The organism is Streptomyces sp. NPDC088194 (genome assembly GCF_040702025.1).
Lineage (GTDB): Bacteria > Actinomycetota > Actinomycetes > Streptomycetales > Streptomycetaceae > Actinacidiphila.
In genome coordinates this window covers 13,458-38,732 of sequence record NZ_JBFBIV010000064.1, presented here as the reverse complement: position 1 = coordinate 38,732, position 25,275 = coordinate 13,458, and the positions used below count along the sequence as shown (strand labels likewise).

The 25,275-nt window shown below is 71.1% G+C and carries 21 protein-coding genes and 2 tRNA genes; 8 read left to right on the top strand and 15 right to left on the bottom strand.

All coding sequences use genetic code 11. The features are described 5' to 3' along the window. The first annotated feature begins 137 nt into the window (after positions 1 to 137). On the top strand, positions 138 to 1,172 hold the full coding sequence (locus tag AB0399_RS28795) for a hypothetical protein (RefSeq protein ID WP_366413337.1): 1,035 nt from the start codon (positions 138 to 140) through the stop codon (positions 1,170 to 1,172). A gap of 137 nt (positions 1,173 to 1,309) precedes the next feature. Next, entirely contained in the window at positions 1,310 to 2,176 is an 867-nt protein-coding gene (locus tag AB0399_RS28790) for a hypothetical protein (protein ID WP_366413336.1), read from the top strand. Positions 2,177 to 2,275: 99 nt separating this feature from the next. On the opposite strand, the gene clpX is transcribed toward AB0399_RS28790, so the two are convergent. The 5 genes from clpX to AB0399_RS28765 all read right to left on the bottom strand — a co-directional run bounded on the left by clpX (position 2,276) and on the right by AB0399_RS28765 (position 7,309). Continuing rightward, complete coding sequence (gene clpX, locus AB0399_RS28785) at positions 2,276 to 3,559, bottom strand: ATP-dependent Clp protease ATP-binding subunit ClpX (RefSeq protein ID WP_328464172.1); 1,284 nt, start codon at positions 3,557 to 3,559, stop codon at positions 2,276 to 2,278. Between the two features lie 161 nt (positions 3,560 to 3,720). Then, positions 3,721 to 4,395: an ATP-dependent Clp protease proteolytic subunit gene (locus AB0399_RS28780; protein WP_272933143.1), complete on the bottom strand. Its 675-nt coding sequence runs from the start codon at positions 4,393 to 4,395 to the stop codon at positions 3,721 to 3,723. A 118-nt stretch (positions 4,396 to 4,513) separates the two neighbouring features. After that, the gene (locus AB0399_RS28775) at positions 4,514 to 5,128 is read right to left on the bottom strand and encodes an ATP-dependent Clp protease proteolytic subunit (RefSeq protein ID WP_202238536.1); all 615 of its coding nucleotides are present in this window, start codon (positions 5,126 to 5,128) and stop codon (positions 4,514 to 4,516) included. A gap of 445 nt (positions 5,129 to 5,573) precedes the next feature. Continuing rightward, positions 5,574 to 7,046, bottom strand: a complete 1,473-nt coding sequence (tig, locus tag AB0399_RS28770; RefSeq protein ID WP_366413335.1) for a trigger factor — start codon at positions 7,044 to 7,046, stop codon at positions 5,574 to 5,576. Between the two features lie 186 nt (positions 7,047 to 7,232). Beyond that, positions 7,233 to 7,309: transfer RNA gene (locus AB0399_RS28765), tRNA-Pro, on the bottom strand. 111 nt (positions 7,310 to 7,420) lie between these two features. On the opposite strand from AB0399_RS28765, the gene AB0399_RS28760 reads away from it, so the two are divergent. After that, positions 7,421 to 7,494 (top strand) — tRNA-Gly (locus AB0399_RS28760). Positions 7,495 to 7,702: 208 nt separating this feature from the next. Here AB0399_RS28760 and AB0399_RS28755 read toward each other — a convergent pair. The 3 genes from AB0399_RS28755 to AB0399_RS28745 all read right to left on the bottom strand — a co-directional run bounded on the left by AB0399_RS28755 (position 7,703) and on the right by AB0399_RS28745 (position 12,185). Beyond that, a complete protein-coding gene (locus AB0399_RS28755) occupies positions 7,703 to 8,572 on the bottom strand; it encodes a nuclease-related domain-containing protein (protein ID WP_366413334.1) in 870 nt (289 codons plus the stop codon). Positions 8,573 to 9,103: 531 nt separating this feature from the next. Next, the gene (locus AB0399_RS28750) at positions 9,104 to 9,913 is read right to left on the bottom strand and encodes a DUF6551 family protein (RefSeq protein ID WP_366413333.1); all 810 of its coding nucleotides are present in this window, start codon (positions 9,911 to 9,913) and stop codon (positions 9,104 to 9,106) included. Positions 9,914 to 10,949: 1,036 nt separating this feature from the next. Next, positions 10,950 to 12,185 carry a GNAT family N-acetyltransferase gene (locus tag AB0399_RS28745; protein ID WP_366413332.1) on the bottom strand — a complete coding sequence of 412 codons (1,236 nt, stop codon included), beginning with the start codon at positions 12,183 to 12,185 and terminating at the stop codon, positions 10,950 to 10,952. 167 nt (positions 12,186 to 12,352) lie between these two features. On the opposite strand from AB0399_RS28745, the gene AB0399_RS28740 reads away from it, so the two are divergent. Together AB0399_RS28740 and AB0399_RS28735 are read left to right on the top strand one after the other, a co-directional pair. Next, a complete protein-coding gene (locus AB0399_RS28740) occupies positions 12,353 to 13,495 on the top strand; it encodes a PP2C family protein-serine/threonine phosphatase (RefSeq protein ID WP_328464178.1) in 1,143 nt (380 codons plus the stop codon). 131 nt (positions 13,496 to 13,626) lie between these two features. Next, complete coding sequence (locus AB0399_RS28735) at positions 13,627 to 13,821, top strand: hypothetical protein (protein WP_328464179.1); 195 nt, start codon at positions 13,627 to 13,629, stop codon at positions 13,819 to 13,821. Here AB0399_RS28735 and AB0399_RS28730 read toward each other — a convergent pair. Beyond that, positions 13,786 to 14,817 (bottom strand): asparaginase, encoded by a 1,032-nt coding sequence (locus tag AB0399_RS28730; protein WP_366413331.1) that lies wholly within the window; start codon positions 14,815 to 14,817, stop codon positions 13,786 to 13,788. The two genes, AB0399_RS28735 and AB0399_RS28730, sit on opposite strands and share 36 nt — an antisense overlap. A gap of 137 nt (positions 14,818 to 14,954) precedes the next feature. Between AB0399_RS28730 and AB0399_RS28725 the strand changes: the two genes are divergently transcribed. Then, a complete protein-coding gene (locus tag AB0399_RS28725; RefSeq protein ID WP_366413330.1) occupies positions 14,955 to 15,407 on the top strand; it encodes an Lrp/AsnC family transcriptional regulator in 453 nt (150 codons plus the stop codon). 174 nt (positions 15,408 to 15,581) lie between these two features. Here AB0399_RS28725 and AB0399_RS28720 read toward each other — a convergent pair whose 3' ends face one another. The 5 genes from AB0399_RS28720 to AB0399_RS28700 form a co-directional block, all read right to left on the bottom strand. Continuing rightward, positions 15,582 to 16,421, bottom strand: coding sequence for a DNA-formamidopyrimidine glycosylase family protein (locus AB0399_RS28720; RefSeq protein ID WP_366413329.1), 840 nt, complete (start codon positions 16,419 to 16,421; stop codon positions 15,582 to 15,584). Positions 16,422 to 16,467: 46 nt separating this feature from the next. After that, positions 16,468 to 16,956: a ribose-5-phosphate isomerase gene (locus AB0399_RS28715; protein ID WP_366413328.1), complete on the bottom strand. Its 489-nt coding sequence runs from the start codon at positions 16,954 to 16,956 to the stop codon at positions 16,468 to 16,470. Between the two features lie 231 nt (positions 16,957 to 17,187). Further along, entirely contained in the window at positions 17,188 to 17,778 is a 591-nt protein-coding gene (locus tag AB0399_RS28710; RefSeq protein ID WP_328464189.1) for a biotin transporter BioY, read from the bottom strand. A gap of 292 nt (positions 17,779 to 18,070) precedes the next feature. Beyond that, positions 18,071 to 18,457 carry a VOC family protein gene (locus tag AB0399_RS28705; RefSeq protein WP_328464191.1) on the bottom strand — a complete coding sequence of 129 codons (387 nt, stop codon included), beginning with the start codon at positions 18,455 to 18,457 and terminating at the stop codon, positions 18,071 to 18,073. Positions 18,458 to 18,473: 16 nt separating this feature from the next. After that, entirely contained in the window at positions 18,474 to 19,115 is a 642-nt protein-coding gene (locus AB0399_RS28700) for a DsbA family protein (RefSeq protein WP_328464193.1), read from the bottom strand. A gap of 201 nt (positions 19,116 to 19,316) precedes the next feature. Here AB0399_RS28700 and pepN point away from each other — a divergent pair, with 201 nt between their 5' ends. Both pepN and AB0399_RS28690 read left to right on the top strand, forming a co-directional pair. Then, positions 19,317 to 21,911, top strand: coding sequence for an aminopeptidase N (pepN, locus tag AB0399_RS28695; RefSeq protein WP_366413341.1), 2,595 nt, complete (start codon positions 19,317 to 19,319; stop codon positions 21,909 to 21,911). Between the two features lie 324 nt (positions 21,912 to 22,235). Then, positions 22,236 to 23,228: a hypothetical protein gene (locus tag AB0399_RS28690; protein ID WP_366413327.1), complete on the top strand. Its 993-nt coding sequence runs from the start codon at positions 22,236 to 22,238 to the stop codon at positions 23,226 to 23,228. 39 nt (positions 23,229 to 23,267) lie between these two features. On the opposite strand, the gene AB0399_RS28685 is transcribed toward AB0399_RS28690, so the two are convergent. Beyond that, a complete protein-coding gene (locus AB0399_RS28685; protein ID WP_366413326.1) occupies positions 23,268 to 25,067 on the bottom strand; it encodes a TIGR03767 family metallophosphoesterase in 1,800 nt (599 codons plus the stop codon). Positions 25,068 to 25,275 lie beyond the last annotated feature (208 nt).

Sequence of the window (25,275 nt, the reverse complement as noted above, 5' to 3'; positions counted from 1 at the left end):
GTGACGAACCGGTTGCGCTTCTGATGCCGCGGCCGGATTCCGGCGCGGGAGGATGGCTGCTGGTCACGCCCCCGGATTCGGAAGCGAGCATGTCATCCGGGAGGATGGGCGGACTCGTTAACGGAGGGGACGAAACCATGAGTTACAACCAGCCGCCGCCGAACCCGTACGGCGATCAACCCCAGGGTGGCGGCTACGGCCAACCGCAGCCCGGCCCGCCGCCGCAGGGTGGCGGCTACGGCCAGCCGCAGCCCCCGCAGCAGGGCGGTTACGGCCAGCCGCCGCAGGGTGGCGGTTACGGCCAGCCGCAGCCCCAGCCCGGGTACGGCTACCCGCAGCAGGCCCCGCCCCCCGCCCCTCCCTACGGCGGCCAGCCGGCGTACGGCCAGCAGCCGCAGCAGCCCGGCTACGGCCAGCAGCCGCCCTACGGCCAGGTGCCCCAGCAGGGCTACGGCTACCCGCAACCGCCGCAGTCCGGCGGCAACGGCAAGCGCAACGGCATCATCATCGGCATCGTCGTCGCCCTGGTCGCGGTCGCCGGCGGGGTCTACTTCGCCACCAAGGGCAGTGGCAGCAGTTCCTCCTCGCTCCACGACGACGGCAAGAAGTACACCCTCACCACCCCGGACACCGTCGCCGGCGACTACGCCAAGGGCGACGACTCGGACAGCGACAGCTTCGACGACAGCGACCTCACCAAGATCAAGGCGCTGGGCGTCAGCGACCCGACCCAGGTCAACGCGGCCTACAAGGAAGGCAGTTCGGCCCTGTCGGGCAAGCTGCTGGAGTTCGCCGGCGTCTACGGCACCGTCAAGGACCCGGGCAAGGTCGTCGACGGCATGTTCGCGATGCTCAAGCAGGGCACCGAGCAGGACAAGAAGGACGGCACGAAGGTCGAGACCTCCGGCAGCCCGCAGTCCGTCACTCCGTCCGGCATGAAGAGCGAAGCGATCATGAAGTGCCAGACGATCAAGGAGACCGGCCAGGACTCCGGCCAGAGCTTCACCATCAACACGACGGTCTGCGTGTGGGCGGACTACAGCACGGTGGCGTACGTCATCCCGCTGGACTCCGCGCAGCTCGTCACCGGCGGCGGCTCCGCCCCGTCCATCGATGACGCGGCCGCCCTGACCGCCAAGGTCCGCAACGACGTCGAGGTGGAGGCGAAGTAGCCGCCACCGCAGACGAAAAGGGGCGCCCGGTCCGCGAGGGACCGGGCGCCCCCTCGCGTATCCGGGCCGACCGCGGACCCCGGGCGCTCCCGTCCTGCGCAAGGATGGGCGCACTCGTTGACGGAGGGGACGAACCCATGAGCCATGACCAGCAGCCGCCGAACCCGTACGGCAACCAGCCCCAGGGCGGCGGCTACGGCCCACCGCAACCGCAACAGCAGCCGCCGCAGGGCGGTTACGGCCCGCCGCAGCCGTACGGGCAGGTGCCCCAGCAGGGTTACGGGCAGCCGCAACCGCCCAGGTCCGGCGGCAAGGGCAAGCGCAACGGGATCATCATCGGCGTCGTGGTCGCGGTGCTCGCGGTCGGCGCCGGCGTCTTCGTCGCGCACAAGGGCAACAGCGGCTCGTCCGGGCTCCACGACGACGGCAAGAAGTACACCCTCACCACCCCGGACACCGTCGCCGGGGACTACGTCAAGTCCCCCGTGGGCAGCACCGGCCCGCAGCTCGACGACACCGCGGTCGGCACCCTGAAGGCGCTCGGCGTCGACGACGCCAAGAGCGCCGGCACCCTCTATCTGAAGGGCAGCCAGTTCACCGGCGTCTTCCTGAGCTTCGACGGCGTCTACGGCACCGTCAAGGACCCGGGCAAGGCGCTGGACGGCATGTTCGCGCTGCTCGACAAGGGCGGCACGAACCCGACCAGCGACGGCTCGAAGGTCACGGTCTCCCCGTTGGGCACCCCGCAGACGGTGAAGCCGGCCGGCCTGAAGCCCGACGCGCTGATGAAGTGCCAGAAGATCAACGAGACCCAGGAGCAGGACAACCAGAAGATCCCCTTCAAGACCACCATCTGCGCCTGGGCCGACCACAGCACGGTGGCCTATGTGAGCACGATCGACGACGCGCATGTCTCGGACGGCACCGCCACCTGGCCGTCGGTCGCCGACACCGCCGCGCTGGCCGCCAAGGTCCGTGCCGACGTCGAGGTGCCCGCGTCGTAGGGACGAAGCCCCGCCCGCGACCACGACGAAGGGGGCACCCGGTCCTGCGACCGGGTGCCCCCTTCGTGCTTCGTGCTGGGCCTGCGGTGCCGCCGGGGGCTACGCGCTCTTCTGCTCGCCCTGGCCCGAGATGCGCGGGTCGCGCGGCACCAGGGTCGGGTTGACGTTGGAGTGCACGACATCGGCGGTGATGACGACGCGGGCGACGTCCTGGCGGGACGGCACTTCGTACATCACCGACATCAGCACCTCCTCCATGATGGCGCGCAGGCCACGGGCGCCGGTCTGCCGCAGGATCGCCTGGTCGGCGATGGCCTCCAGCGCGCCGCGCTCGAACTCCAGCTCCACGCCGTCGAGTTCGAAGAGCTTCTGGTACTGCTTGACCAGCGCGTTGCGCGGCTCGACCAGGATCTGCAGCAGCGCCTCGCGGTCGAGGTTGTGCACGTTGGTGATCACGGGCAGCCGGCCGATGAACTCGGGGATCATGCCGAACTTCACCAGGTCCTCCGGCATGATCTCGGAGAACTGGTCGGCCATGTTCAGCTCGCGCTTGGAGCGGATGGTCGCGCCGAAGCCGATGCCCTTGGCGCCCGCGCGCGCCTCGATGATCTTCTCCAGACCGGCGAAGGCGCCGCCCACGATGAACAGCACGTTCGTGGTGTCGATCTGGATGAACTCCTGGTGCGGGTGCTTGCGGCCGCCCTGCGGCGGCACGGAGGCGGTGGTGCCCTCCAGGATCTTCAGCAGCGCCTGCTGGACGCCCTCGCCGGAGACATCGCGGGTGATCGACGGGTTCTCGCTCTTGCGGGCGACCTTGTCGATCTCGTCGATGTAGATGATGCCGGTCTCGGCCTTCTTGACGTCGTAGTCCGCCGCTTGGATCAGCTTCAGCAGGATGTTCTCGACGTCCTCACCGACGTAGCCCGCCTCGGTGAGCGCGGTGGCGTCGGCGATGGCGAACGGGACGTTCAGCATCCGGGCCAGCGTCTGGGCCAGCAGCGTCTTGCCGGAGCCGGTCGGGCCGAGCAGCAGGATGTTGGACTTCGCCAGCTCGATGGCGTCGTCGTGGCCAGGGCGGCCGCTCTCCCCTGCCTGGACCCGCTTGTAGTGGTTGTACACCGCGACCGAGAGGGCCTTCTTGGCGGGCGCCTGCCCGACCACGTAGCTCTCCAGGAACTCGTAGATCTCCCGCGGCTTGGGCAGGTCCTCCCAGCGCACCTCGGAGGACTCGGCGAGCTCCTCCTCGATGATCTCGTTGCAGAGGTCGATGCACTCGTCGCAGATGTACACACCGGGACCTGCGATGAGCTTCTTCACCTGCTTCTGGCTCTTTCCGCAGAACGAGCACTTCAGCAGGTCTCCGCCGTCACCGATGCGTGCCACGAGGTCTTTCCCCTTCGCCTGGGCTCCGCCGACCTTCAACGGAACCTGGTGCTTCTCTCATCGACGGTACCTTGCCGCGCCCCCCGTGTGGGCCCCCCTGGACGTACTCGCGATCCGAGTACGGGCGGGGGCACGCACGGAGGGCGCAGCTTACCCGTCCTTCAGACGCCCACGGACGTCTTGCGGGTGGACACGATCTGGTCGACCAGGCCGTAGGCCAGCGACTCCTCAGCGGTGAGGATCTTGTCGCGCTCGATGTCGTCACGGATCTGCTCGATCGGCGTGGTGGAGTGCTTCGCGAGCATCTCCTCCAGCTGCTGGCGCATCCGGATGATCTCGTTGGCCGCGATCTCCAGGTCGGAGACCTGGCCGCGGCCGGTCTCGCTGTACGGCTGGTGGATGAGCACCCGCGCGTTCGGCAGCGCCATCCGCTTGCCGGGGCTGCCGGCCGCGAGCAGCACGGCCGCCGCGGAGGCCGCCTGGCCCATGCAGACCGTCTGGATGTCGGGCTTCACGAACTGCATCGTGTCGTAGATCGCGGTCAGCGCCGTGAAGGAGCCGCCGGGGCTGTTGATGTAGACCGAGATGTCCCGGTCGGGGTCCATCGACTCCAGGCACAGCAGCTGCGCCATGACGTCGTTGGCGGAGGCGTCGTCGATCTGCACGCCGAGGAAGATCACGCGCTCCTCGAAGAGCTTCGCGTACGGGTCGTACTCGCGCACGCCCTGCGAGGTGCGCTCGACGAAGCGCGGGATCACATAGCGGGCCTCGGCGCCGAACACGCCGGGCCGCTCGGCCGCGGTGCGCTCGTAGAGGCCGCTGCCGGGGAAGTTCAAGGGGTTCACGTCCACCGTCTCCAGGTGATGAGGTGCGTCGATGTCGGGGGCCGGGCGGGCGCGGCCGGCGCGTCGGCAGTGCCGGGCCGGCGCGGCCACGCGGCCGGTGCGGGCAGCCTCAGGAGGCGGGCGCGGCGCCGGTGCCGCCACCGCCCGGGACGTGCGCGGCGGAGAGCATCACGCCGTCCACCAGGCCGTACTCCCGGGCCTCCTCGGCGGAGAACCAGCGGTCGCGGTCGGAGTCCTTGGTGATCTGCTCGAAGCTCTGGCCGGAGTGCTCGGCGATCAGCTCGGCCATCCGGCGCTTGGTGTGCAGCAGCTGCTCGGCCTGGATCTTGATGTCGGTGGCGGAGCCGCCGAGGCCCGCGGAGGGCTGGTGCATCAGGATGCGGGTGTTGGGCAGCGCGAAGCGCTTGCCGGGGGTGCCCGCGGTGAGCAGGAACTGGCCCATCGAGGCGGCCATGCCCATGGCGATGGTGACGACGTCGTTCTTGATGAACTGCATCGTGTCGTAGATCGCCATGCCGGCGGTCACGGAGCCGCCGGGGCTGTTGATGTAGAGGAAGATGTCCTTGTCGGGCTCGGCCGCAAGGAGCAGCAGCTGTGCGGTGATCTTGTTGGCGATGTCGTCGTCGACGGCCTGGCCGAGGAAGATGATGCGCTCGCCGAGCAGTCGGTTGTAGACCTGGTCGCCGAGACCGCCGGGGCTCGGCTCGCCGGCGGCGGTAGGCATCGTAGTCGTCACGTATCCACCTGCTCGTTGTCGGACGGTCGAAGCAACCGTCACGGTCTTCGTCCGGGCCGGAGGCGACCGCTGACCCTCGCCGCACCCCTGCCCTCCTACTTGTGGACCCTAACGCGCAGGTGGGGCCCAGCAATCCCCTACGCGGGACTGTTCGCTGTGAGCGCATGCCGCGCGGTACGGGTTTGGAACGCCCGGGTCGCTCGGGCGGACCGGGCCCGGTGTTCGGGCCGCGGGGCCGAAAAAGGGACGCGGGGAACCGCGCGAGCAACCGTGCACCGTGGCGAGCCCGGCCCGTAGGCCCGGCCCCCGCGGCGAGGTCCCGCCACCGGCCGGTGGTGGCCGGGCGGTGGCGGGTCGGTCGCGCGGTTCCCCGCGTCCCTGAGAGGCGAACGCCTTCCGCGGCGGTCCCCCGTGCCCTTCAGGCAGCCTCAGGTCAGCTCTTGTCGGCCTCGGCGGAGTCCGCGGCCTCGGATGCCTCGGGGGCGTCCTCGCCGGCCTCAGCGGCCTCGGGGGCGTCCTCGCCGGCCTCAGCGGCCTCGGGGGCGTCCTCGTCGGCGGCCTCAGCGGCGGCCTCGTCCTCGTCGTCCTCCTCGTCGGACAGGTCGACGACCTCGCCGTTGCTGTCGGTGACCTTGACGGCCTCGACGACGACGGCCAGCGCCTTGCCGCGGGCCACCTCGCCGACCAGGAGCTGCACCTGGTTGCCCTCGACGACGGCCTGCGCGAACTGCTCGGGGGACATGCCGGAGGACTGCGCGCGGCGCATGAGGTGCTCGGTCAGCTCCTCCTGGTTGACCGACAGCTTCTCGGTCTTGACCAGCTCGTCCAGGATGAACTGGGTCTTGATGCCCTTGACCGCCTGCTCCGAGACCTCCGCGTCGAACTCCTCGCGGGTCTTGCCCTCACGCTCCAGGTACGTGTCCCAGTTCAGGCCGAGCGCCGGGAACTGGTGGTGCTCCAGGTTGTGGGTGCGGGTCTCGATCTCGCTCTCCAGCAGCTTCTCCGGGATCGGGACCTCGGTCAGCTCGATGAGCGCGTCCAGCACCTTCTCCTGGGCCTGGGTGGCCTGGTCGTAGGACTTGATCCGCTCAAGGCGCTTGCGGGAGTCGGCCCGCAGCTCCTCCAGGGTGTCGAACTCGGACGCGAGCTGCGCGAACTCGTCGTCCAGCTCGGGCAGTTCGCGGGCCTGGACGTCGGTGACGTCGACCTTGACCTCGGCCTCCTGGCCGGCGCCGGTGCCGCCGCTCAGCGAGGAGGTGAAGGTGGCGCTGCCGCCCTTCTCCAGGCCGGTGACGGCCTCGTCGATGCCGTCGAGGAGCTGGCCGGAGCCGATGGTGTAGCTGACGCCGGTGGCGACGCCGTCGTCCAGCACGTTGCCGTCGACCGACGCCTGCAGGTCGACCACGACCACGTCGCCCTCGGCGGCGGCGCGCTCGACCGGCGTGGTGGTCGCGAAGCGGTCGCGCAGCTGCTCCAGCGAGGTGTCGACGTCCTCCTCGGGCACCTCGACGGCGTCCACGGTGACCTCGATGCCGGTGTAGTCCGGGATCTCGATGGTCGGCCGGATCTCGACCTCGGCGGTGAACTTCAGCTCGTCGCCGTCGTTGAACTCGGTGATGTCCACGTCGGGCTGGCCGAGCACGCTCTCGGAGAGTTCACCCTCGGTGACCGCCTCCGTGTAGAACTTCGGCAGCGCCTCATTGATGGCCTCTTCGAGGACCGCGCCACGGCCGAACCGCTGGTCGATGACGCGCGCAGGGATCTTGCCCTTGCGGAAGCCCGGCACCGTGACCTGCTGGTTGATCTTCTTGTACGCCGCGTCGAGGCTGGGCTTGAGCTCCTCGAAGGGCACCTCGACAGTGAGTCGAACCCGGGTCGGGTTCAGAGTCTCGACGGCGCTCTTCACGGTTGGGTCTCCTTGGGGGCTTTACGTTGATGGGGGCCACTCACTTGCGCGCGATCGGTGCCGCGCGTCGGGTCGCCGACCGCCCATCCTACCGGTAGTGCCAAACGCCGCGGACGGGGTCGATCCCGATCCGCGGCGCGCTCGCCGTCCTCCCACCGCGCCGTCGCGCGACGGCCACGTAACTGCTGGTCGGGGTGGCCGGATTCGAACCGACGGCCTTCCGCTCCCAAAGCGGACGCGCTACCAAGCTGCGCCACACCCCGCTGGTGCGACACGTAGAGTACATGCCTCCGTACGCCCGGGCAGCCCGTATTCACGCCCGCCGCGGAGCCGGTTCGACCGGCTACCATGCGGTGTGCCAGAATCTTGGCGTCGCGGGCGTAGCTCAATGGTAGAGCCCTAGTCTTCCAAACTAGCTACGCGGGTTCGATTCCCGTCGCCCGCTCCAGTTGCGTCGGCGCCGGCGCCCTGACCCACCGGGGCGCCTGGTGCTGTCGGCTGCGGGACCACCTCTTGGTGAGGGGTTTCCCGCGCCGCCAGGCGCGCGACGGCGAGGCGGCGAAGTGCTCGCGGGCGTCTTCCGCGGACAGGTTCATGGATCGAACGCACCCACTCCTCCGCTGGTACTCCGTTCCCCGACAGTGGCGCCGCACCGGTCAAGCGCTCTCCCACAGACGCCGGTCCCGGGCGACCTGGAACACCTGCTGCGCCTGAGCGGCCGTGAGCACTCCCGACAGAGGAGCGAGCGACGACAGGTCACGGTCCTTGAAGGCCCGCACGTCGAGGAGGGTGGGGACCACGCGGAGTTCCGCCGGCGAGACGAAGGCCAGGATGCCCGTGACCGTGATGGGGAACCCGCACGCACTGGTCAGTACGCGGGCTGCGCGTGCGGCTTCCCGGCGTGCGGTGCGGAGGTACGGGTGCGCCTTGCCGTGGTCCACCCGTACGGCGTGGTCGCCGACCCATATCCGCCGGCCGCGGTGGTTCTTGGCGTTGACGGTGAAGACTCCGCCCGGCCCTATCAGCAGGTGATCTATGTCCGCCTCGATGCGTGGGAGCGGCACGGAGTGCAGCACGTACCACCCACGGCGCGTCAGCCGGTTCAGCTCCGCGCCTATGACTTGTTCACCCGCGATGCCGAGGTTCCAGGAGTCAGTTTTGACCGGCCGCCGCATCAGCCATGCGAAGAGGCGCGCGACGAAGCTCGGCGGCTCCGCGGCAAGCTCGCGTAGGGAGTCGCCGGGTCTGTGCAGAGCGAGGTCGAAGTCCGGGGGGATCGGGGGAGGCGTCTGTGCGATCGGCTGCGGGGCAAGGAGAGCGGGAGCGGACGGGGCGGGTTCGGGAGCCTGCGTTTCGTAGGCGGCCAGAGCTGCACGTGCGGCTTCGCCCAGCGCCTCAATGACGATGTGGACCTCACCGGTCCGGCGATCCTGCCAGGCGGCGGCTTCCCCCTTGAGCGTGTTGACGTACAGCCGATCCTGGCCGTACCGCTTCCACACCGAGACCCGTAACTCGTCCACGCCCATCCCCCACGCCGAACCATGTCGTTCGACCCATCGCAGCAGCGGAGCCGATCACCACACAAGACCGCCCAACCGGCCAACGGCCCAGGGTTGTTACAGGTCTCCCTACTTCATTCAAGGCACCCGGCTCGCACGCGCGGCAGGTGCGGCCCGGCGGCCGGGCTCGGGGTCGATGGGTGCAAACCACAGCGCGGTCAAGACGATGCCTCCGGCGGGGGCGCTCCGGCTCCGGGATGACCCAACCCCGATGTCGACCGTGGGTTCGTCGTGGGGAAGTGCGGGAGCTCCCATCCCACCTGCCATCGACCCGGGCAAAGCCGAGCAGCCGCGGCCCAGGGCGTCAAGGTCGTTCGTACAGTGGCGCACTCCACTTGACGTCCTGAACCACGCCCGCTCCACAGGAGTGCGGGCGACGGCAGACGGGATGGAAGCAGGAGGGTCGAGATGGCGGGTGCACTTTGGTCCACAACGTCTGGCGACCGCCGCGCGGAGGTCAAACATGCGGTGGATGGTCTTCAGCGCACCCACCCGCAGTTAGGCGCCGATGCGCTTGTCCTTGCGCCTGCCCTTGTCCCACTCGGTCACGATGAGCGCGTAGCAGGTACTCACCCTGGACCCGGTGCCGCTGTGCTGCGTGCCCCCGGCGGAGGCTAGAGCTGTGATGTTGGCGCGCCACCGGAAGGCCGGATCCTTCTTCCCGATCCTGTGAGCAAGGTCCTTGTCGTCCACCTCGGACCCGTGACGCCCGAGGAACATGCCAATACCCCCGAGCAGCATTCCGTCCCAAGTCTCCTTCGTTCGCCCCCAGGCGTCCTCGGCGACCTTGAGAGTGCGTTCAAGCGTCTCAGGGCCGTACAGGTCCGTAATCCGAAGCACACCAGCAACCGCGCCGACCATGTTCGTTCCGGTGGAGCCCATCGCCAGATTCCGCTTGCGCAAGGCGGACTCGGTGTCGACGAAGAGCGGCAGGCCGGCCGTAAGACCAATCTTGTACTCGTCCAGCGGAGTGGGTTTGCTCGACTCCCTGTTCTTGATCAAGAACAGGACAGCCTCTTCCTGCTGGTCAAGACCGTGATGCACTTCTGCCACCAGCTCAGGGATGCCGGTGAGCTTGCATACGTGCCAACGGTGCATGCCGTCAACGATGAAGCGATCTCCGTCGGAACGCTGTGAGACGACGATGGTGCCAAGAGCTTCAGGAACCAGATTGCTGGCCATGCTCCTCGCCCGCGCCTCGTTGAGAGTGCGCTGGGCCTTCTCGTCGATCTTCAGCTCTTCGACAGGGATCTGGACTCCGTGCTCTACACGGTGCTTACGGAGCTCGTACGCGTACTTTTTGGGCATGTCTGTGCCTCTCAACGTCGCGCTCAGGAGGTTGGCGTATTGCCGGAAGGGGATGCGACGCGTCCGAGGACAGTACACGACTGGCGCAGATATTCGACCCAACTGCCTCTCTGTCACGGCTGGTTGACTCGAAACGCCGCAGAGAAGACCCGCAGCCACGCTCCTACTAGCCGCAGGAGTCCGCTCGTAGCCCCACTGCGAGATGGGCTTGAAGTCGCTTTACTACGTTCCGTGCGTAGGTGCTCACACTCGGAGGTATGGGTGGTGGGCGCACCGGACAGCGGCATGTGTGTGAGGACTGCGGCGACCCGGGCGGCCGGTGCAGAAGCGCGGGGTGGTGATCGCGCTTGAGGCGATGTGGTGCGATCCGTGTTGGAACCGGCTCGCCAACGAGATGGCGCAGACCGACGGGCAACTGCTCTGCCAAGGCCCGACCCAGGCCCGGAGAGCTTCGATCCGATCGAGCCCGACGAGTGCCCCAGGTGCGGCATGGCGGTGCGGACCGTGCTCACCAATTACGACCGCTGGGTACGTCTGGCGACCAGACCGACGCGGGCCAGGGAGGTACCGCGTCGGTACTGGTGGCGGATCGAGCCGATCCGGGCTAGCTACTCAACGTACGTCGTCGGCTCAGTCGCCGTACGGGTCAGAGGGATAGAGCCGCCCTGCCCAACGACCTCGTGATGCCGGCGCACACCGTTGTCTGCGCAGACCTCGAAGCGATCGATGAGGTACGGCGTGCCCGGCTCGCCGACGTGGAACGGCAGTACTGGTTGCCGCCGTCCGTCGAGGAGTTCGAGGACGAGTGGCGGGTGTGCCCCGCGTGCCCGCCACGTGCCCGTCTGAGGGGCGAAGGAGGGGGAACCACGGGGAGCAGCGGGCCGGACGCCTCAAAGGCGCTGTACGGGCCCGTACGAGGTCACCAGGGGTTCCCGCGCCGTGCTCCCCCGGAGCTTCGCCTGGGAGGTACCCCCGCGCGCCCCTGGGGATGTGCGGCTCCCATCGGGGCAGGCAAGGGGGAGCCGCGCTTGCGGGGTCAGAAGCCGTGGGGGAGCCAGGGGGCGGGGGTGGTGTGGAAGGCGTCGCAGGCTGTGGGGAGGGCGCCGGGGCGCAGTTCCCGGATCAGGCCGGCGCCGGACATGGCGCGGAGGGTGGGGCCGCCGAGGTAGGCGGCGCCGAGGTCCTTGACGTCGAGGGCGAGGTCGGCCGGGTCGGTGGTGCGCTCGCAGGTCGCGCCCTTGGGGTCGCCGGTCAGCCGCCAGCGCCCGGCGTTCCAGGGGCAGAAGGCGTCGGTGACGTCGAGCACCAGGTCGACCGGGACGGAGTAGGCGCGGGCGGCCAGCGCGGCACCGACGTCGACCAGCCGCAGGTGGAGGCTGTCGAGCACGCCGAGGTCGCAGCGGCGCTGGTCGGAGACGAGGTGCAGCAGCGGGTCGTCGACCGGGCGGTTGTCGAAGTGCACCGCGCTGGTGAGGTCGATCGAGGCGAGGTAGCGCCACAACGCGGCATAGGTCGCCGGGTCGAGGGCCGCGATGTCCCGCAGGTTGACGGTGCTTTCGCGGTGACCGCCGACCGACCGGTGGGCGACGGCGTAGCGGGCGTAGCCGCGTACCTCGCCGTCGGTCTCGGCCAGGACGCACACCAGGGGGCCGGCGCCGTGGCGGGCCGCGGGCGCGTCGACGATCGGCAGGTTCTCCCAGTTCGGCTGCCGGGCGAGCATCCCGGCCCGCCCGGGCACCAGGTCGGCGTAGACCGCCTCGCAGGCGGCGAGCGCCGCGGGGTCGGCGGGCCGCACCAGCCGCAGCCGGACCGCGTCGGTGCCCTCGGGGACGGCGAACGCGACCCGGGTGGTGTCGACGGTGCCGGTCAACTCCTGGGTGGCGGTGCCGTATCCGAAGCGGCCGTAGATGACCGGCTCTGAGGCGGTGAGGATCGCGACGGACTCGCCGCCGTCGTGCAGCGAGTCGAGCTGGCGGCGCATCATCGAGGTGAGGATGCCGCGCCGGGTGTGGGTGGGCTGGACGGTGACCATTGTCACGCCGGCGGCGTCGAGCAACCCGCCGCCGGGGACGGTCATCCGGAACGAGTGCAGGCCCGCGGTGCCCACCGCCTCGTCGCCGTCCCAGGCCGTGGTCAGCCGGTCGAACTCGAAGACGGTGCGCCATCCGGCGCGCTCCTCGACGGCGTCGGGGTTCGCGTGGAAGGCGCGCACCACCCGGTCGAAGAGGTAGTCCCACTGGTCCGGGTCGGCGCCGCGCAGTTCGATGGTCATGCCTCCTCCCTACCAGGCGGGTGCGGACTGCGGCGAACACATTTCCGCGCCGCCGGACCCGTTGCTCGTCAGGACCGCGGTGGGCACCCTGTCCTTGCGGCCCCGCGCAACCTCACAGGCCATCCGCCCTGCACGGCGCGGCAATCGGTGGGTAGGGTCGCCGGGACATGGATAAAGCGACGGCAAAGGGTGAGCTCGGGCTCCGGTGGCGCAGAAGGCTGCACCGGGCCCGGTTGACCGTGCGCCGTTCCGCGGTCGACTACTTCAGGGGCGACGCCTCGGAGTGGGCCGGGCTGGCGGCGGTGGCGGTGGCGATCCCGGCCCTGGCGTACGCGTCGGTCAACGTGCCGGTGTGGTGCCCGCCGGAGGCGCTGGTGCTGCCGATCCTGGCCGGCGGGCTGCTGCTGCGCCCGGCGAGCCTGCTGCTGCTCTACGCGGGCTCGGCGCTGGCGATGGTGGTGGAGTCGGCGGTGCTCGGCCCGTACCGGGAGGGCCCGGGCCGGGTGACGCCGGGCACGGTGCTGCTGGTCACCGCGGTGGCGCTGGTCGGCCTGGTGATAGCCCAGTTCAGAGCCCGGGTCGGGGTGCCCTGGCGGCGCGGCCACAGCATGCTCTTCGACCTGCGCGAGCGGATCAGGGTGCAGAGCCGGCTGCCGCGGCTGCCCGGCGGGTGGCACGCGGAGATGGCGCTGCGCCCGGCCGGCGGGCAGTCCTTCTCCGGTGACTTCGTGGTCGCCACCCGCAGTTCGGACGGCCGGGTGCTGGAGGCGGTGCTCACCGACGTGTCCGGCAAGGGCATGGACGCGGCGTCCCGCTCGCTGCTGCTGTCCGGGGCGTTCGGCGGGCTGCTGGGCTCGCTGCCGTCGCACGCGTTCCTCGGCGCTGCCAACGGCTACCTGCTGCGGCAGAACTGGGAGGAGGGCTTCGCCACTTCGGTGCACCTGGTGCTCGATCTGGAGAGCGGCGACTACGAGTTGCTGTCGGCGGGCCACCTGCCGGGGGTGCAACTGCACGCGGGGACCGGCCGTTGGGAGGAGATGGCGGCCGAAGGGCCCCTGCTGGGGGTGTACGACGGGGCCGAATTCCATGGCGTCAAGGGCACGTTGGGGTCGGGTGACGTGCTGATGCTGTTCACCGACGGCCTGGTGGAGACGCCGGACCGGGAGATCTCCGAGGGCATGGACCGGCTGATCGGCGAGGCGGACCGCCTGGTGGCAGGCGGATTCCGGGGCTCCGCTTGGCGGTTGATCGAGGCGGTCGCCAAAGACGTCAACGACGACAGGGCGTTGCTCGTGGTGTGCCGGGACTAGCCCACGGGAATGGGACTATGGGTCCAGACACGTCTCCTGTGTCCGTGGCTGATGGCACCATGGGAACGGGCGAGGCGGGGGCGGCGGCGCGGTCCCCGGACCGGCATTACCGAAAGAGGAAGTGATCCGTCATGGTTATCTCCCTGTCTGCCGCACTGCTGCTGGCGATCGTGCTGGTCGTGATGATCCGCTCGAAGTCCATAAAGCCCGGACCGGCCATCGTGGCCGCGCTGTTCGGGTTCTTCCTGGCCTCGACGAACATGGCGCCGGACATCAACCGCTTCCTCAACTCAGTGGCCGACACCATCAACCAGATAAAGCTCTGACGCCCGCAGCGCCTGCGGGGCGGCCCGCAGGATCGCGTCCAGGGTCTGCCCGGCGTCCTCGCCCTCGGGGGTGGCCAGCAGCGCGGCCAGCACCGCGATCCGGGCCTGAGCGGGGCGCAGCGAGCCGGCCAGCCGTGCACCGGCGGCGACCAGGTCGACCGCCCCGCCACCGGTGTACAGCGGCGCGACGGCCCCCGCGGCGACCCTGGTGCTGACCAGTACCAGCACGCCGTCGGCGACGGCTTCGCGCACCGCGGCGGCGACCTCGGGGTTCGCGTTGCCCGCGCCGGTGCCGGCCACCACCAGGCCGCGGGCGCCGGCCCCCAGCGCGGCGTTGAGCAGCACCGCGTCGGCGTCGCTGTGGTGGGTGAGGATGTCGACCCGGGGGCCGACCGCGTCCATCGCAGGCATCGGCAGCGGGACCGGCCGCGGGCGGCGGCGGCCCCAGCTCACCCGGCCGAACTCCAGCCGGCCGAGCGGCAGTCCGTCCGGATCGCCGAAGGCGTGCGCGTCCACGGTGTGCTTCTTGACGGTGCCCCGGGCGGCGTACACCTGCCCGCCGAAGACGATCACGGCGCCGATGTCGCGGCCGGAGGCGGCGGTCAGCAGGGCGTCGTAGAGGTTGCCCGCCGCGTCCCCGTCCTCGGCGTCGAGCGGCTTCTGGGCGCCGGTGAGCACGACCGGTCGGCGGTCGTGGTGGAACAGGTCGAGGAAGAAGGCGGACTCCTCCAGGGTGTCGGTGCCGTGGGTGACCACGACGCCGTCCACACCGGGATCGGCGAGCGCCTCGTGCACGGCGTGCAGCAGCCGCAGTTGGTGGGCGGTGGTGAGCCGTGAGCTGTTCACGGTGAACAGGTCCACCACGCTCACGTCCACCCCTTCGGGCACGGCGCCCGCGGCGAGTACTTCCTGTCCGGCGGCCTCGGCCGCGTATCCGTCGCCCTGCCAGCGGCTGGCGATGGTTCCCCCGGTGCTGATGACCACGACGTGACGCACGATGCGCAGCCTCCCTGACTGGTGTCGCGCCTCCCCGGGCGCACGGCATTCCCCAGCACAATGATATGCGCGTAGACCTGCCATATGATTGCTAATACTGATCGGTAGTCCGCCATATCGTGGTAGGAATCCCTCTTATGGATGCCATCGACAGAAGTATCTTGCGCGAGCTCCAGGCCGACGGCCGGCTGACCAACCAGGAACTGGCCCATCGGGTGGGCCTGACCCCCTCCCCCTGCCTGCGCCGGGTGCGGCAGTTGGAGGACGACGGAGTGATCCAGACCTACCGCGCGGTGGTCGAACCGGCCGCGGTCGGCCGGGGCTTCGAGGTCTTCGCGTCGGTCGAGGTGCACCGCGACCGCGACTCGGTCGCCGCGTTCGAGGCCGAGGTGCAGTCGACCCCCGACGTGGTGGAGGCGTACCGGCTCTACGGCGCGCCGGGCTGCCTGCTGCGCATCGCGGTGGCGGACTCCGACGCGTACGAGAGGTTCTGGACCGACAAGCTGATCGCGCTGCCGGGGGTCTCCGACGTGAACTCGCAGATGATCATGAAGCGGATCAAGTCGCCGCAGGGCGTCCCGGTGGACTGACCGCCGCCCCGCCGGATGCCCGTACGGGACCGGGTCCGGTGGTCTCCCGGGTTCGGTGGTCTCCCGGGTTCGACGGTCCGCGAGGTGCGGCGGTCCGGCGGTCCGGCGGTCCGGCGGGCTCAACGGCCCCGGGGGCTCGGCGGTCCGCCCGGCTCGGCCGTCGGACGTGCGCGCTCAGCGGTCGGCGGCGAGCGCGGACTCGGGCGCCGGCGGCTGGCAGGTGGGGCACCAGAAGAGGTTGCGGTTCGCGAGCGGCCGGGTGCGCACCTCGGTGCCGCAGATCAGGCACGGCTGCCCGGTGCGGCGGTAGACGTAGACCTCGCCGCCGTGGTCGTCGCGGCGCGGCGGGCGCCCCATCGCCTCCGGTTCGTGCTCGGGGCGCACCGTGTCGATCCGGTTGGTGCGCACGCCCTCGCGCATCAGCACGACCAGGTCGGCCCACATCGCGTCCCACAGCGGGCGGGACAGCGCCCGGCCGGGCAGGAACGGGTCGACACCGTGCCGGAAGAGCACCTCCGCGCGGTAGACGTTGCCGACGCCGGCGAGCACCTTCTGGTCCATCAGCAGCGCGGCGACGGAGATCCGGGAGCGGGAGATACGGGCGTAGGCGCGGCCGGGATCGTCGCCCGCGCGCAGCGGGTCGGGGCCGAGCCGGTCGTGTATCGCCTGCTTCTCACCATCGGTGATCAGCTCGCAGGCGGCCGGGCCGCGCAGGTTCATCGCCTGGTCGCCGTGCCGGCCGCCGACCAGCCGCAGCCGTACGGTGTCGGTCACCGCGTCCCCGTCGAACGCGATCTTCCCGATCAGGCCGAGGTGGATGTGCACCCAGCCCCGCCCCTCGAAGCCGAGGAACAGGTGCTTGCCGTGCGCGTCCACGCCGTCCAGCACGGCGCCGTCCAGCAGCGCCGCGCTGTCGGCGAACTTGCCCTGCGGGCTGCCGACCCGGGTCGTCCAGCCGGCGAACCGCTCCAGGCACTCCTGTGCCAGCCGGTGGATCGTGTGGCCCTCGGGCATCGGTGGTGTCGGTCCTGCCGTGTGGAGTCGGTCCTGCTGTGCGGTGTCAGTCCTGCTGCGGGTGGTGAGCCGGGATCGGGGGGAGCTCGCCGGTCGCCTCGTAGGCGTCGAGCATGTCGATCCGGCGCTGGTGGCGCTCCTCCTGCGAGTACGGCGTGGCGAGGAAGACCTCGGCGAACTTCACCGCCTCCTCCTGCGTGTGCATGCGGGCGCCGATGCTCAGCACGTTGGCGTTGTTGTGCTGGCGGGCGAGCGAGGCGGTCTGCTCGCTCCACGCGAGTGCGGCGCGGACGCCCTTCACCTTGTTCGCGGCGATCTGCTCGCCGTTGCCCGAGCCGCCGATCACGATGCCCAGGGTGCCGGGGTCGGCGACCGTACGGCTCGCCGCGCGCAGGCAGAACGGGGGGTAGTCGTCCACCGCGTCGTAGATCTGCGGACCGCAGTCCACGGGCTCGTGGCCGTTGGCCTTCAGCCACTCGACGAGGTGGTTCTTGAGTTCGAAGCCGGCGTGATCCGAGCCGAGGTAGACGCGCATGCGGTGATTCTTCCACCCCCCGGGGTGCCCGGCCCGGTCGCCCCCGGGGAGCACCTGCCCGGTGGGGGTCCCTCCGGGGTGGGCGGTTCCGTCGGAACGGGACCACCTGCCCGGTGGAGGGCTGGTCGCGCAGTTCCCCGCGCCCCTTTGGGCGCGGCCGACCCAGGACCGGCGGGTGGTCCCTGAACCGACAGCACCGGGCACCCCGGGGGGGCAGGGCACCCTTCTTGCTCAGCGGTCGAGGGCGCGCCACACGGCGGGGAGGAAGCCCATCGCGAGGGCGGCCTTGAGCGCGTCGCCGAGCAGGTAGGGGCGCAGGCCGAGCCGGAGGGCGTCGGCGGTGGAGAGGTGGGCGGCGTGCGCGAGGTAGGGCACGCCGACCGCGTAGACGACGGCGGAGCCGAGCACCATGACGCCGGCGGTCCGCAGCACCGTACGGTCACCGCCGCGGCGGGCGAGGGCACCGACGACCGCGGAGGCGAGCATCATCCCGAGGATGTAGCCGAACGTGGGCATGGACCAGCCGGAGCTGCCCTCCGCGAACCAGGGCAGCCCGGCGACCCCTGCGACCGCGTACAACCCGAGGGCGGCGAAGCCGCGGCGGGCGCCGAGCGCGGTGCCGACCAGCAGCGCCGCGAAGGTCTGCCCGGTGACCGGCACCGGCGACCCCGGCACAGGAACCGAGATCTGCGCGGCCAGACCGGTGAGCACGGCGCCGCCGACCACGAGCGCGGCGTCCCGCAGCCGGGCCCGGTTGACCGAGGAGGCGGGCAGCAGATCGGCGAGTACGGTGCCGGGGGCCGAGGAAGCGGCGGTGCTCATGGGTGACTCCGCGAGGTGCGAGGGCGGTCGGGACATCGCGACGCTAGCGCAGCACCCGCGCGTTGATCATCGTCGGACCCCGACAAAGCACGGCGGCCGCCCTTGGAGGCTTCACCCGCGACCCGAGCCCTACCGCCGCTCCCCCACCGGCCCGTCGCCGTACGCCCTTTCAGCAGCTCACGTGAGACTCGTCACGCCATGAGGACCCGCGAACACGGGTACGGGGCGGCCGGTGCGGGGCCGCCCCGTACGCCGCGGGCGCTGTGGGATTCCACCAAGGCGTGTACCCGCGCTACGCGGGCTGGAGCAGGTCCCAGCGGTTGCCGTACAGGTCGCGGAAGACGGCGACCGTGCCGTACGGCTCGCGCCGGGGCGGCTCCTCGAACACGACGCCTTCCGCGGCCATCCGGGCGTGGTCGCGGGCGAAGTCGTCGGTGTGGAGGAAGAAGCCGACCCGGCCACCGCTCTGGTCGCCGATCCGCTCGGCCTGGGCGGGGGTGGCGGCCCGGGCCAGCAGCAGGGCCGACTCCCGGGCGCCGGGCGGCGCGACGACCACCCAGCGGCTGCCGTCGCCACGCGGGCTGTCCTCGCGCAGCTCGAAGCCGAGGGCGCGGGTGTAGAAGTCGAGGGCCTCGTCGTAGTCGCGTACGACCAGGGCCGTCAGGGCGAGGTGCGGCATGGCGGGGCGGGTGCTCCTAGTCGAAGATCGGGCCCTGGGTGCGGGTGCGCTTGATCTCGTAGAAACCCGGGATCGCGGCGACCATCAAGGTGCCGTCCCACAGTTGGGCCGCCTCCTCGCCCTTGGGCGCGGGGGTGACGACCGGGCCGAAGAAGGCGATCTGCTCGCCGTCGGCGCCGGGGACGGCGATCACCGGGGTGCCGACCTCCTGGCCGACCTTGTCGATGCCCTCCTTGTGGGAGGCACGCAACTGCGTGTCGTACTCGTCGGAGTCCGCGTGGTCCGCGAGCGACGCGGGCAGGCCGACCTCCTCCAGGGCCTCCACGATGGTCTCGCGGGTCTTGGGCTTCGCCTGGTTGTGGAAGCGGGTGCCCAGCGCGGTGTAAAGCGGGCCGACCACGGCGTCGCCGTGCAGCTCCTGGGCGGCGATGACGACCCGGACCGGGCCCCATGCCTCGCGCAGGAAGGTGGAGTACTGCTCCGGGAGGGTGTCGAGCTTGTCCTCGTTGAGCACCGCGAGGCTCATCACGTGCCAGCGCACCTCGACCGGGCGGACCTTCTCCACCTCCAGCATCCAGCGGGAGGTCATCCAGGCCCAGGGGCACAGCGGGTCGAACCAGAAATCGGCCGGGGTCTTCTCAGCGGCGGTCGCGGTCACGGCATGCTCCTCGTTCACAACATCGTGTCAGGGACGGGCGGTCGGCGGTCGTCGGTCGGCACCTTCCATCCTGACGTACAACGCACTCCGCACCCCGGGTCATTCCCCGCTGCCACCTCGCAGGGGCCGTGGGAGGATGCCAGGGCGCCGCGATCCGGCGCGTCCACCGGCAGGAGTGCCATGACCGAGAGGAGCCGCCACGTGCCCGGCGAGAACCTGAGCCGTGAGGAGGCCCGCGAGCGGGCCGCGATCCTGTCCGTGGAGCGGTACGACGTGGCGCTGGACGTGCGCTCCGCGGTCGGGCCGGCCGCCGAGGGCGAACCGCGCACCTTCCGGTCGACCACGGTGATCGACTTCCGCTGCGCGCGGCCGGGTGCCTCGACCTTCGCCGACCTGATCGCGCCCTCGGTGACGTCGGTGCGCCTCAACGGCCGGGAGCTGGACCCGGCGGCGGTCTTCGACGGGGCGCGGATCGCGCTGGACGGCCTGGCCGAGCGCAACACCCTGGTGGTGGACGCGCGGTGTGCCTTCAGCCGGACCGGCGAGGGCCTGCACCGCTTCGAGGACCCCGAGGACGGCGAGGTCTACCTCTACACGCAGTACGAACCGGCCGACTCCCGGCGGGTGTTCGCGAACTTCGAACAGCCGGACCTGAAGGCGCCGTTCTCCTTCCGGGTGACCGCGCCCGAGGGCTGGACGGTGCTCAGCAACGGCGCGGCGGACGGTGACCCGACGCCGGCCGAGGGCGGCGGCGCCACCACCGCGTTCGTGCCGACCCAGCCGATCTCCACCTACATCACCGCGGTGGTCGCGGGGCCGTACCACGTGGAGCACGACCACTACGCGCGCACGCACCCCGACGGCGCGGTGCTGGACATCCCGCTGTCCGCGCTGTGCCGCCGCTCGCTGGCCCGGCACTTCGACGCCGACGCGATCTTCGACGTCACCAAGCGCGGGCTGGACTTCTTCCACGAGAACTTCGACTACCCGTACCCGTTCGGGAAGTACGACCAGGCGTTCGTGCCGGAGTACAACCTCGGCGCGATGGAGAACCCCGGGTGCGTCACGTTCCGCGAGGAGTACGTCTTCCGCGGCAAGGTGACGCGGACGTCGTACGAGCACCGGGCGAACGTCATCCTGCACGAGATGGCGCACATGTGGTTCGGCGACCTGGTGACCATGCGGTGGTGGGACGACCTGTGGCTCAAGGAGTCGTTCGCCGACTTCATGGGCGCCTTCGCGCAGGTGGAGGCGACCGAGTTCACCGAGGGGTGGATCACCTTCGCCAACCGCCGCAAGGCGTGGGCCTACCGGGCCGACCAACTCCCCTCCACCCACCCGGTGGTGGCCGACATCCCGGACCTGGAGGCGGCGAAGCTCAACTTCGACGGGATCACGTACTCCAAGGGCGCCTCGGTGCTCAAGCAACTCGTCGCGTACGTGGGGCGGGAGGCGTTCCTGGAGGCGGCCCGGCGGTACTTCAAGCGGAACGCGTACGGCAACACCACGCTGGCGGACCTGCTGTCGGTGCTCGCGGAGACCTCGGGCCGGGACATGGCCGCCTGGTCGGCGGCGTGGCTGGAGACCGCGGGTGTCAACTCGCTGACGCCGCAGGTGGTCTGTGACGCGCAGGACCGGATCACCGAGCTGTCGGTGGCGCAGACCGCGGACGGCTCGCAGCCGCGGCTGCGCCCGCACCGGGTCGCGGTGGGCCTGTACCGGCGCACGCCCGACGGCACGTTGGAGCGCTACGCCCGCGCGGAGGCCGACGTGGCCGGCCCGTCCACGACGGTGGCCGAGCTGGCCGGGCAGCCGCGGCCGGACCTGGTGCTGGTCAACGACGACGACCTGACGTACGCCAAGACCCGTTTCGACGAGGTCTCGCTGGCCACGCTCCGCGAGCGGCTCGGCGACCTCGCGGACCCGCTCGCGCGGGCGCTGGCCTGGTCGGCGGTGTGGAACCTGACCAGGGACGCGTTGATGCCCGCGCGGGACTACCTGGACCTGGTGCTGCGCTTCGCCGGGCAGGAGAGCGACATCGGGGTCCTCCAGACCCTGCACCTCCAGGCGCGGACCGCGCTGGTCCACTACGTGGCGCCGGACGCGCGGCAGGAGGCGGGCGCGGCTCTTTCGGAGGGCGCGCTGCACGAGTTGCGGCTGGCCGAGCCGGGCAGCGGCCACCAGCTGGCGTGGGCCCGCTTCTTCGCGGCGGTCTCCTCCTCGGCGGCCGATCTGCAACTGCTGCAGGGGCTGTTGGACGGGTCCGCGAAGATCGACGGGCTCGATGTCGACCAGGAGCTGCGGTGGACGTTCCTGGAGTCCCTCACCGCTGAGGGCGTGGCCGGCGCGGACGTGATCGCCGCGGAGCGGGCCAGGGACGACACCGCGTCCGGCAACCGGCACGAGGTGCGGTGCCTCGCGGCCCGGCCCGACCCCGAGGTCAAGGCTGCCGCCTGGGCCTCCGTCGTCGAGTCCGACGCCCTGTCCAACGCGCTCGTCGAAGCGACCATCGCGGGGTTCTCCCAGCCCGGGCAACGGGACTTGGGCGAGCCCTACGTCGCTCCCTACTTCGCCGCGATCGAACGGGTCTGGGCCGAGCGGTCGATCGAGATCGCGATGGATGTCGTGCGCGGGCTCTACCCCTCCCTCCAGCAGGGGTCCCTCGTCCTCGCGGCGACCGACGAGTGGCTCTCCGAACGGAGCGAAGCGGCTCCCGCGCTGCGGCGCCTCGTCCTTGAGGGCCGCGACGACCTGGCACGGGCGGTTCGTGCGCAGGAGTGCGACGCCCGCCGCTGAAGCCTTCGGCGGGCGGACCGACTCGCCGCGGAAGCTTTCGGCGGGCGGGCCGACTCGCCGCGGGGGCTGGGCTTGCGGGCCCGGCGCGCCGCGGTGGTGGGCTGAGCGCGCGGTTCCCCGCGCCCCCCTTGGGGCGCGGGGGCCGGGCTGGGGGTCACGGCTGCGTCGTCGTGGCCGAGGGGGTGGAGGAACGTTCACTCGGGTGGCGGGAAGGGAAGGAGCTCGGCAGGGGCGGGGCGGGACTTTAGCCCGGCGTTGTCCTGGTTTGTCGACGAGCGTGTAACAACGGTTAGTAACCACCCGTTCCGCGGGAAACACTCGGCCATGAACGCGAACGACCTCACCCCCCACGCCCTGGACCGCCTCGACGACTGCGACGAGACCGTACTGACGTTCCGTCAACTTCGTGAACTCGGCCTGACCGCGGCCGAGATCGCCGACCGCTGCCGCCCGGGCGGCCGTTGGCAGCAGATCCTGCCGCAGGTGTGCCTGCTGCACTCCGGCCCACCCAGCAGCGAGGAACGCGTACGGGCCGCGCTGCTGTACGCGGGCCGCGATCCGGGCGGCCACGGCCCGGTCGGGGGCGGCCGGGAGGCGATGGTGACGGGGCTCGCCGCGCTCGCGCTGTACCACTTCGCGTCGGTGCCCCCGCTGATCGGCCTCCCGGTGATCGACGTGCTCGTGCCGTGGCAACGGCGGTTGCGCGACGCGGGTGACGTCAGCGTGCACCGCACCCGCGAACTGCCGCGCCCGCTGGACGTGGTGGGGCTGCCCTGCGCTCCGGTGCCGCGCGCGGTGGCCGACGCGGTCGCCGAACTCGACGACACCGACGCCGTACGCGCGCTGCTCTCCGAGGCGGTGCGGTCCGGGTACTGCGACGGCACCGCCGTACTGCGGGAGTTGTCCCGGGCCGGGCTGCTGGCCCGCCCGCAGGTGCGGCGCGCGGTGGACGTGCTGCGCAGCGAGGACCGCGCGATGGCCGAGCAGCGGCTGTACATGATGGTGCACTGCCACCAACTGCCCGACCCGGTATGGAACGTGGACCTGCGGCTGCCCGGCGGCCCGCCGCTGGGCGGGGTGGACGCGTTCTGGCCCGAGCACGGCGTCGCGGTCTGCCTCGACCCGGACGACGCCGCGCTGTGGTCCCACTACGCCCGGCAGCGCGAGCACCTGGAGGCGCTGGGCATCACGATGGTGTTCCTGTCCCCCGCCAAACTGCACGACGCGATGGAAGTGCAGGCGGCCGTGGTCAGGACCGCGCTGATGGCGTCCTGCGAACTCGACCCGGCCGCCTACGTGGTGGTCACCCCGCGCTGAGCGGCTTCCGGCCGGCCCCTCGGCGCGCCTTCACCGTCCTCACCGCTTCCCGAGCAGCAACTCGGCGTTGCGGTCGTGTGCGGCACCGCTCGCCGAGGAGATGTCGGCGCCGGGCGCGTTGAAGGCCAACTCCCGGTACAGGGAAGCCAGTCCGGCGGTCGACAGATCGTGGAAGTCGGTCCGGTGCGGCGCCGCGGACTCGATCAGCGTGGTGATCAGCGACAGCGTCCCGTCGTGGTTGTCGACGATCTCGATGACCCGGCCGAGCTGCGGATAGTCCACGTGGGAGGCGGTGTTGACCTCCCAGAAGGTGCCTCGCGGGTCGATGCGGTTGTGGTGGCTGTGCCCGTTGATCCAGGCCAGCACGTTCGGGTGCTTCTTCAGCAGCGCGGTCAACTCCGCGCCGCTGTGCCGCTTCTCGCGCGGGCGGGCCGGGTCGGTGCGCAGGTTCGTCATGCTGTGGGCGGCGTGGTGGCTGAAGACCAGGATGTGCTGGTCCTCGTGCGCGGCCAGGGTGCGCCCCAGCCAGGCGAGTTGCTCGGAGCCGATCGAGCCGAGGAACGAGCCGCCCCGGTCGGTGGTGTCCAGGCTGATGCCGAGCACGCCGTCGGCGACCGGGAAGCTGTAGTACATGTGGTCGGCGTCCACGCCCTCGGCGGCGTAGCCGTGACCGACCGGACCGGCGCCCGTACGGCGCGGGTCGAGGTGCGCGGCCAGGTACTCCTGCGGGGTGAAGGGGGCGCGGCGCACATCCGGGGTGACCGTGCGCGCGGTGCGGGCGTAGTGCTGGAGCACCTCGCGCACCAGCGTGCCGTCCGGGTCCTGCTGCGCGTTGACGGCCTTGTACACGCGCAGCATGTCGGCGTGCGGCACCTGCTCCAGCTTGCGGTCGCCGACCGCGATCTGCCCGGCGAACGACCCGTGCGGGCCGGACCGGTAGGCACCGCTGAACAGGGCGTCGTGGTTGCCGACCGTCGAGTACCACGGGATCTTCAGGCCGGGCGCGGTGAGCGGGCGCATCGCGGCGGACAGGTAGCCGGGCAGGTGCGGGAAGCCGAGCTTCTTGTCGGCGTCGGTGCGGGCGCTCTCCGGCTGCCAGAACAGCGGCAGCCCGGAGTTCTGGATGCCCTCGAAGGCTTGCGGGTCACCGGTGTTGGGGTCGATCCGGCCGCCGCTCATCGCGGAGAGGAACCAGTCCAGCTCGATCGTGGAGTTGTTGTCGGTGTTGTCGCCGGTGGTGATCGCGAACGACAGCGGGTGGCCGGTGACCGGGCCGCCGCGCAGGCTGTTCACCCGGTCGATGAGCGAGAGCGTGCTCAGCACGGACAGCGCCTCGTGCGGGCGCCAGTCGTGCGGGCCGTGCTCGCGCATCCACTCCATCCGCAGCGGCGACTGCACGTCCATCACGTGCAGGTCGGTGAGCTGGACGAACGCGGCGATCGCGGTACGGCGGTCCGCGCGGCCGGGGTGCGCGGGGGCGAGGTCGGCGCGGACCACCCGCTTCCACCCGGGGCCGTCGGCCAGCCGGCGGTACGCGCCCTTGCCGGTGGGGGTGGCCACGGAGTGCAGGGTGGTCCCGACGGTCGTCGGCACCGACGGCACCGGCGGCGCCGTCGGGGCTGCCGTGGTGGCGCCGGTCGCGGTGCTCGGGGTGCTCGGGGTGGAGACGGACACGGAAGCGGTCGGCGCCGTGGCCGCCCGGGCGCTGGCCCGGTCGGAGCCGGGGCCGAACAGCCAGGCGGCGGCGCCTCCCGCTGCCGCGAGGCCGGTACCGGAGGCGATCAGCAGGGTGCGGCGGTCGACGTGGGGAGGGGTTCGGGCGGGCTCGGGTGCGGGCATTTCGTTCCCCCGTGGGGAGGCTGAGGCGTACGAGCGGCCCCGGGCGTGGGGCACCCACGGGGATGCTTGGCAGCGGAAGTGACGTGTGCCGTAACGCGGCACGAACGCGGAATGCCCATCTCCGGGCGCGAATGTCCGTTTCCGCGTGAGTCATCCTGCGGGGGCCCGCCGTTACGGTTCCCGTCTCGTTCCCGTGGCCCCGCCCGGC

Coding starts and splice junctions, on each gene's coding strand:
- AB0399_RS28795 (WP_366413337.1), top strand. CDS start 138: ATGAGTTACAACCAGCCGCCGCCGAACCCGTACGGCGATCAACCCCAG.
- AB0399_RS28790 (WP_366413336.1), top strand. CDS start 1,310: ATGAGCCATGACCAGCAGCCGCCGAACCCGTACGGCAACCAGCCCCAG.
- AB0399_RS28775 (WP_202238536.1), bottom strand. CDS start 5,128: ATGCCTACCGCCGCCGGCGAGCCGAGCCCCGGCGGTCTCGGCGACCAG.
- AB0399_RS28755 (WP_366413334.1), bottom strand. CDS start 8,572: ATGGGCGTGGACGAGTTACGGGTCTCGGTGTGGAAGCGGTACGGCCAG.
- AB0399_RS28750 (WP_366413333.1), bottom strand. CDS start 9,913: ATGCCCAAAAAGTACGCGTACGAGCTCCGTAAGCACCGTGTAGAGCAC.
- AB0399_RS28745 (WP_366413332.1), bottom strand. CDS start 12,185: ATGACCATCGAACTGCGCGGCGCCGACCCGGACCAGTGGGACTACCTC.
- AB0399_RS28740 (WP_328464178.1), top strand. CDS start 12,353: ATGGATAAAGCGACGGCAAAGGGTGAGCTCGGGCTCCGGTGGCGCAGA.
- AB0399_RS28735 (WP_328464179.1), top strand. CDS start 13,627: ATGGTTATCTCCCTGTCTGCCGCACTGCTGCTGGCGATCGTGCTGGTC.
- AB0399_RS28725 (WP_366413330.1), top strand. CDS start 14,955: ATGGATGCCATCGACAGAAGTATCTTGCGCGAGCTCCAGGCCGACGGC.
- AB0399_RS28720 (WP_366413329.1), bottom strand. CDS start 16,421: ATGCCCGAGGGCCACACGATCCACCGGCTGGCACAGGAGTGCCTGGAG.
- AB0399_RS28715 (WP_366413328.1), bottom strand. CDS start 16,956: ATGCGCGTCTACCTCGGCTCGGATCACGCCGGCTTCGAACTCAAGAAC.
- AB0399_RS28710 (WP_328464189.1), bottom strand. CDS start 17,778: ATGAGCACCGCCGCTTCCTCGGCCCCCGGCACCGTACTCGCCGATCTG.
- AB0399_RS28705 (WP_328464191.1), bottom strand. CDS start 18,457: ATGCCGCACCTCGCCCTGACGGCCCTGGTCGTACGCGACTACGACGAG.
- AB0399_RS28690 (WP_366413327.1), top strand. CDS start 22,236: ATGAACGCGAACGACCTCACCCCCCACGCCCTGGACCGCCTCGACGAC.
- AB0399_RS28685 (WP_366413326.1), bottom strand. CDS start 25,067: ATGCCCGCACCCGAGCCCGCCCGAACCCCTCCCCACGTCGACCGCCGC.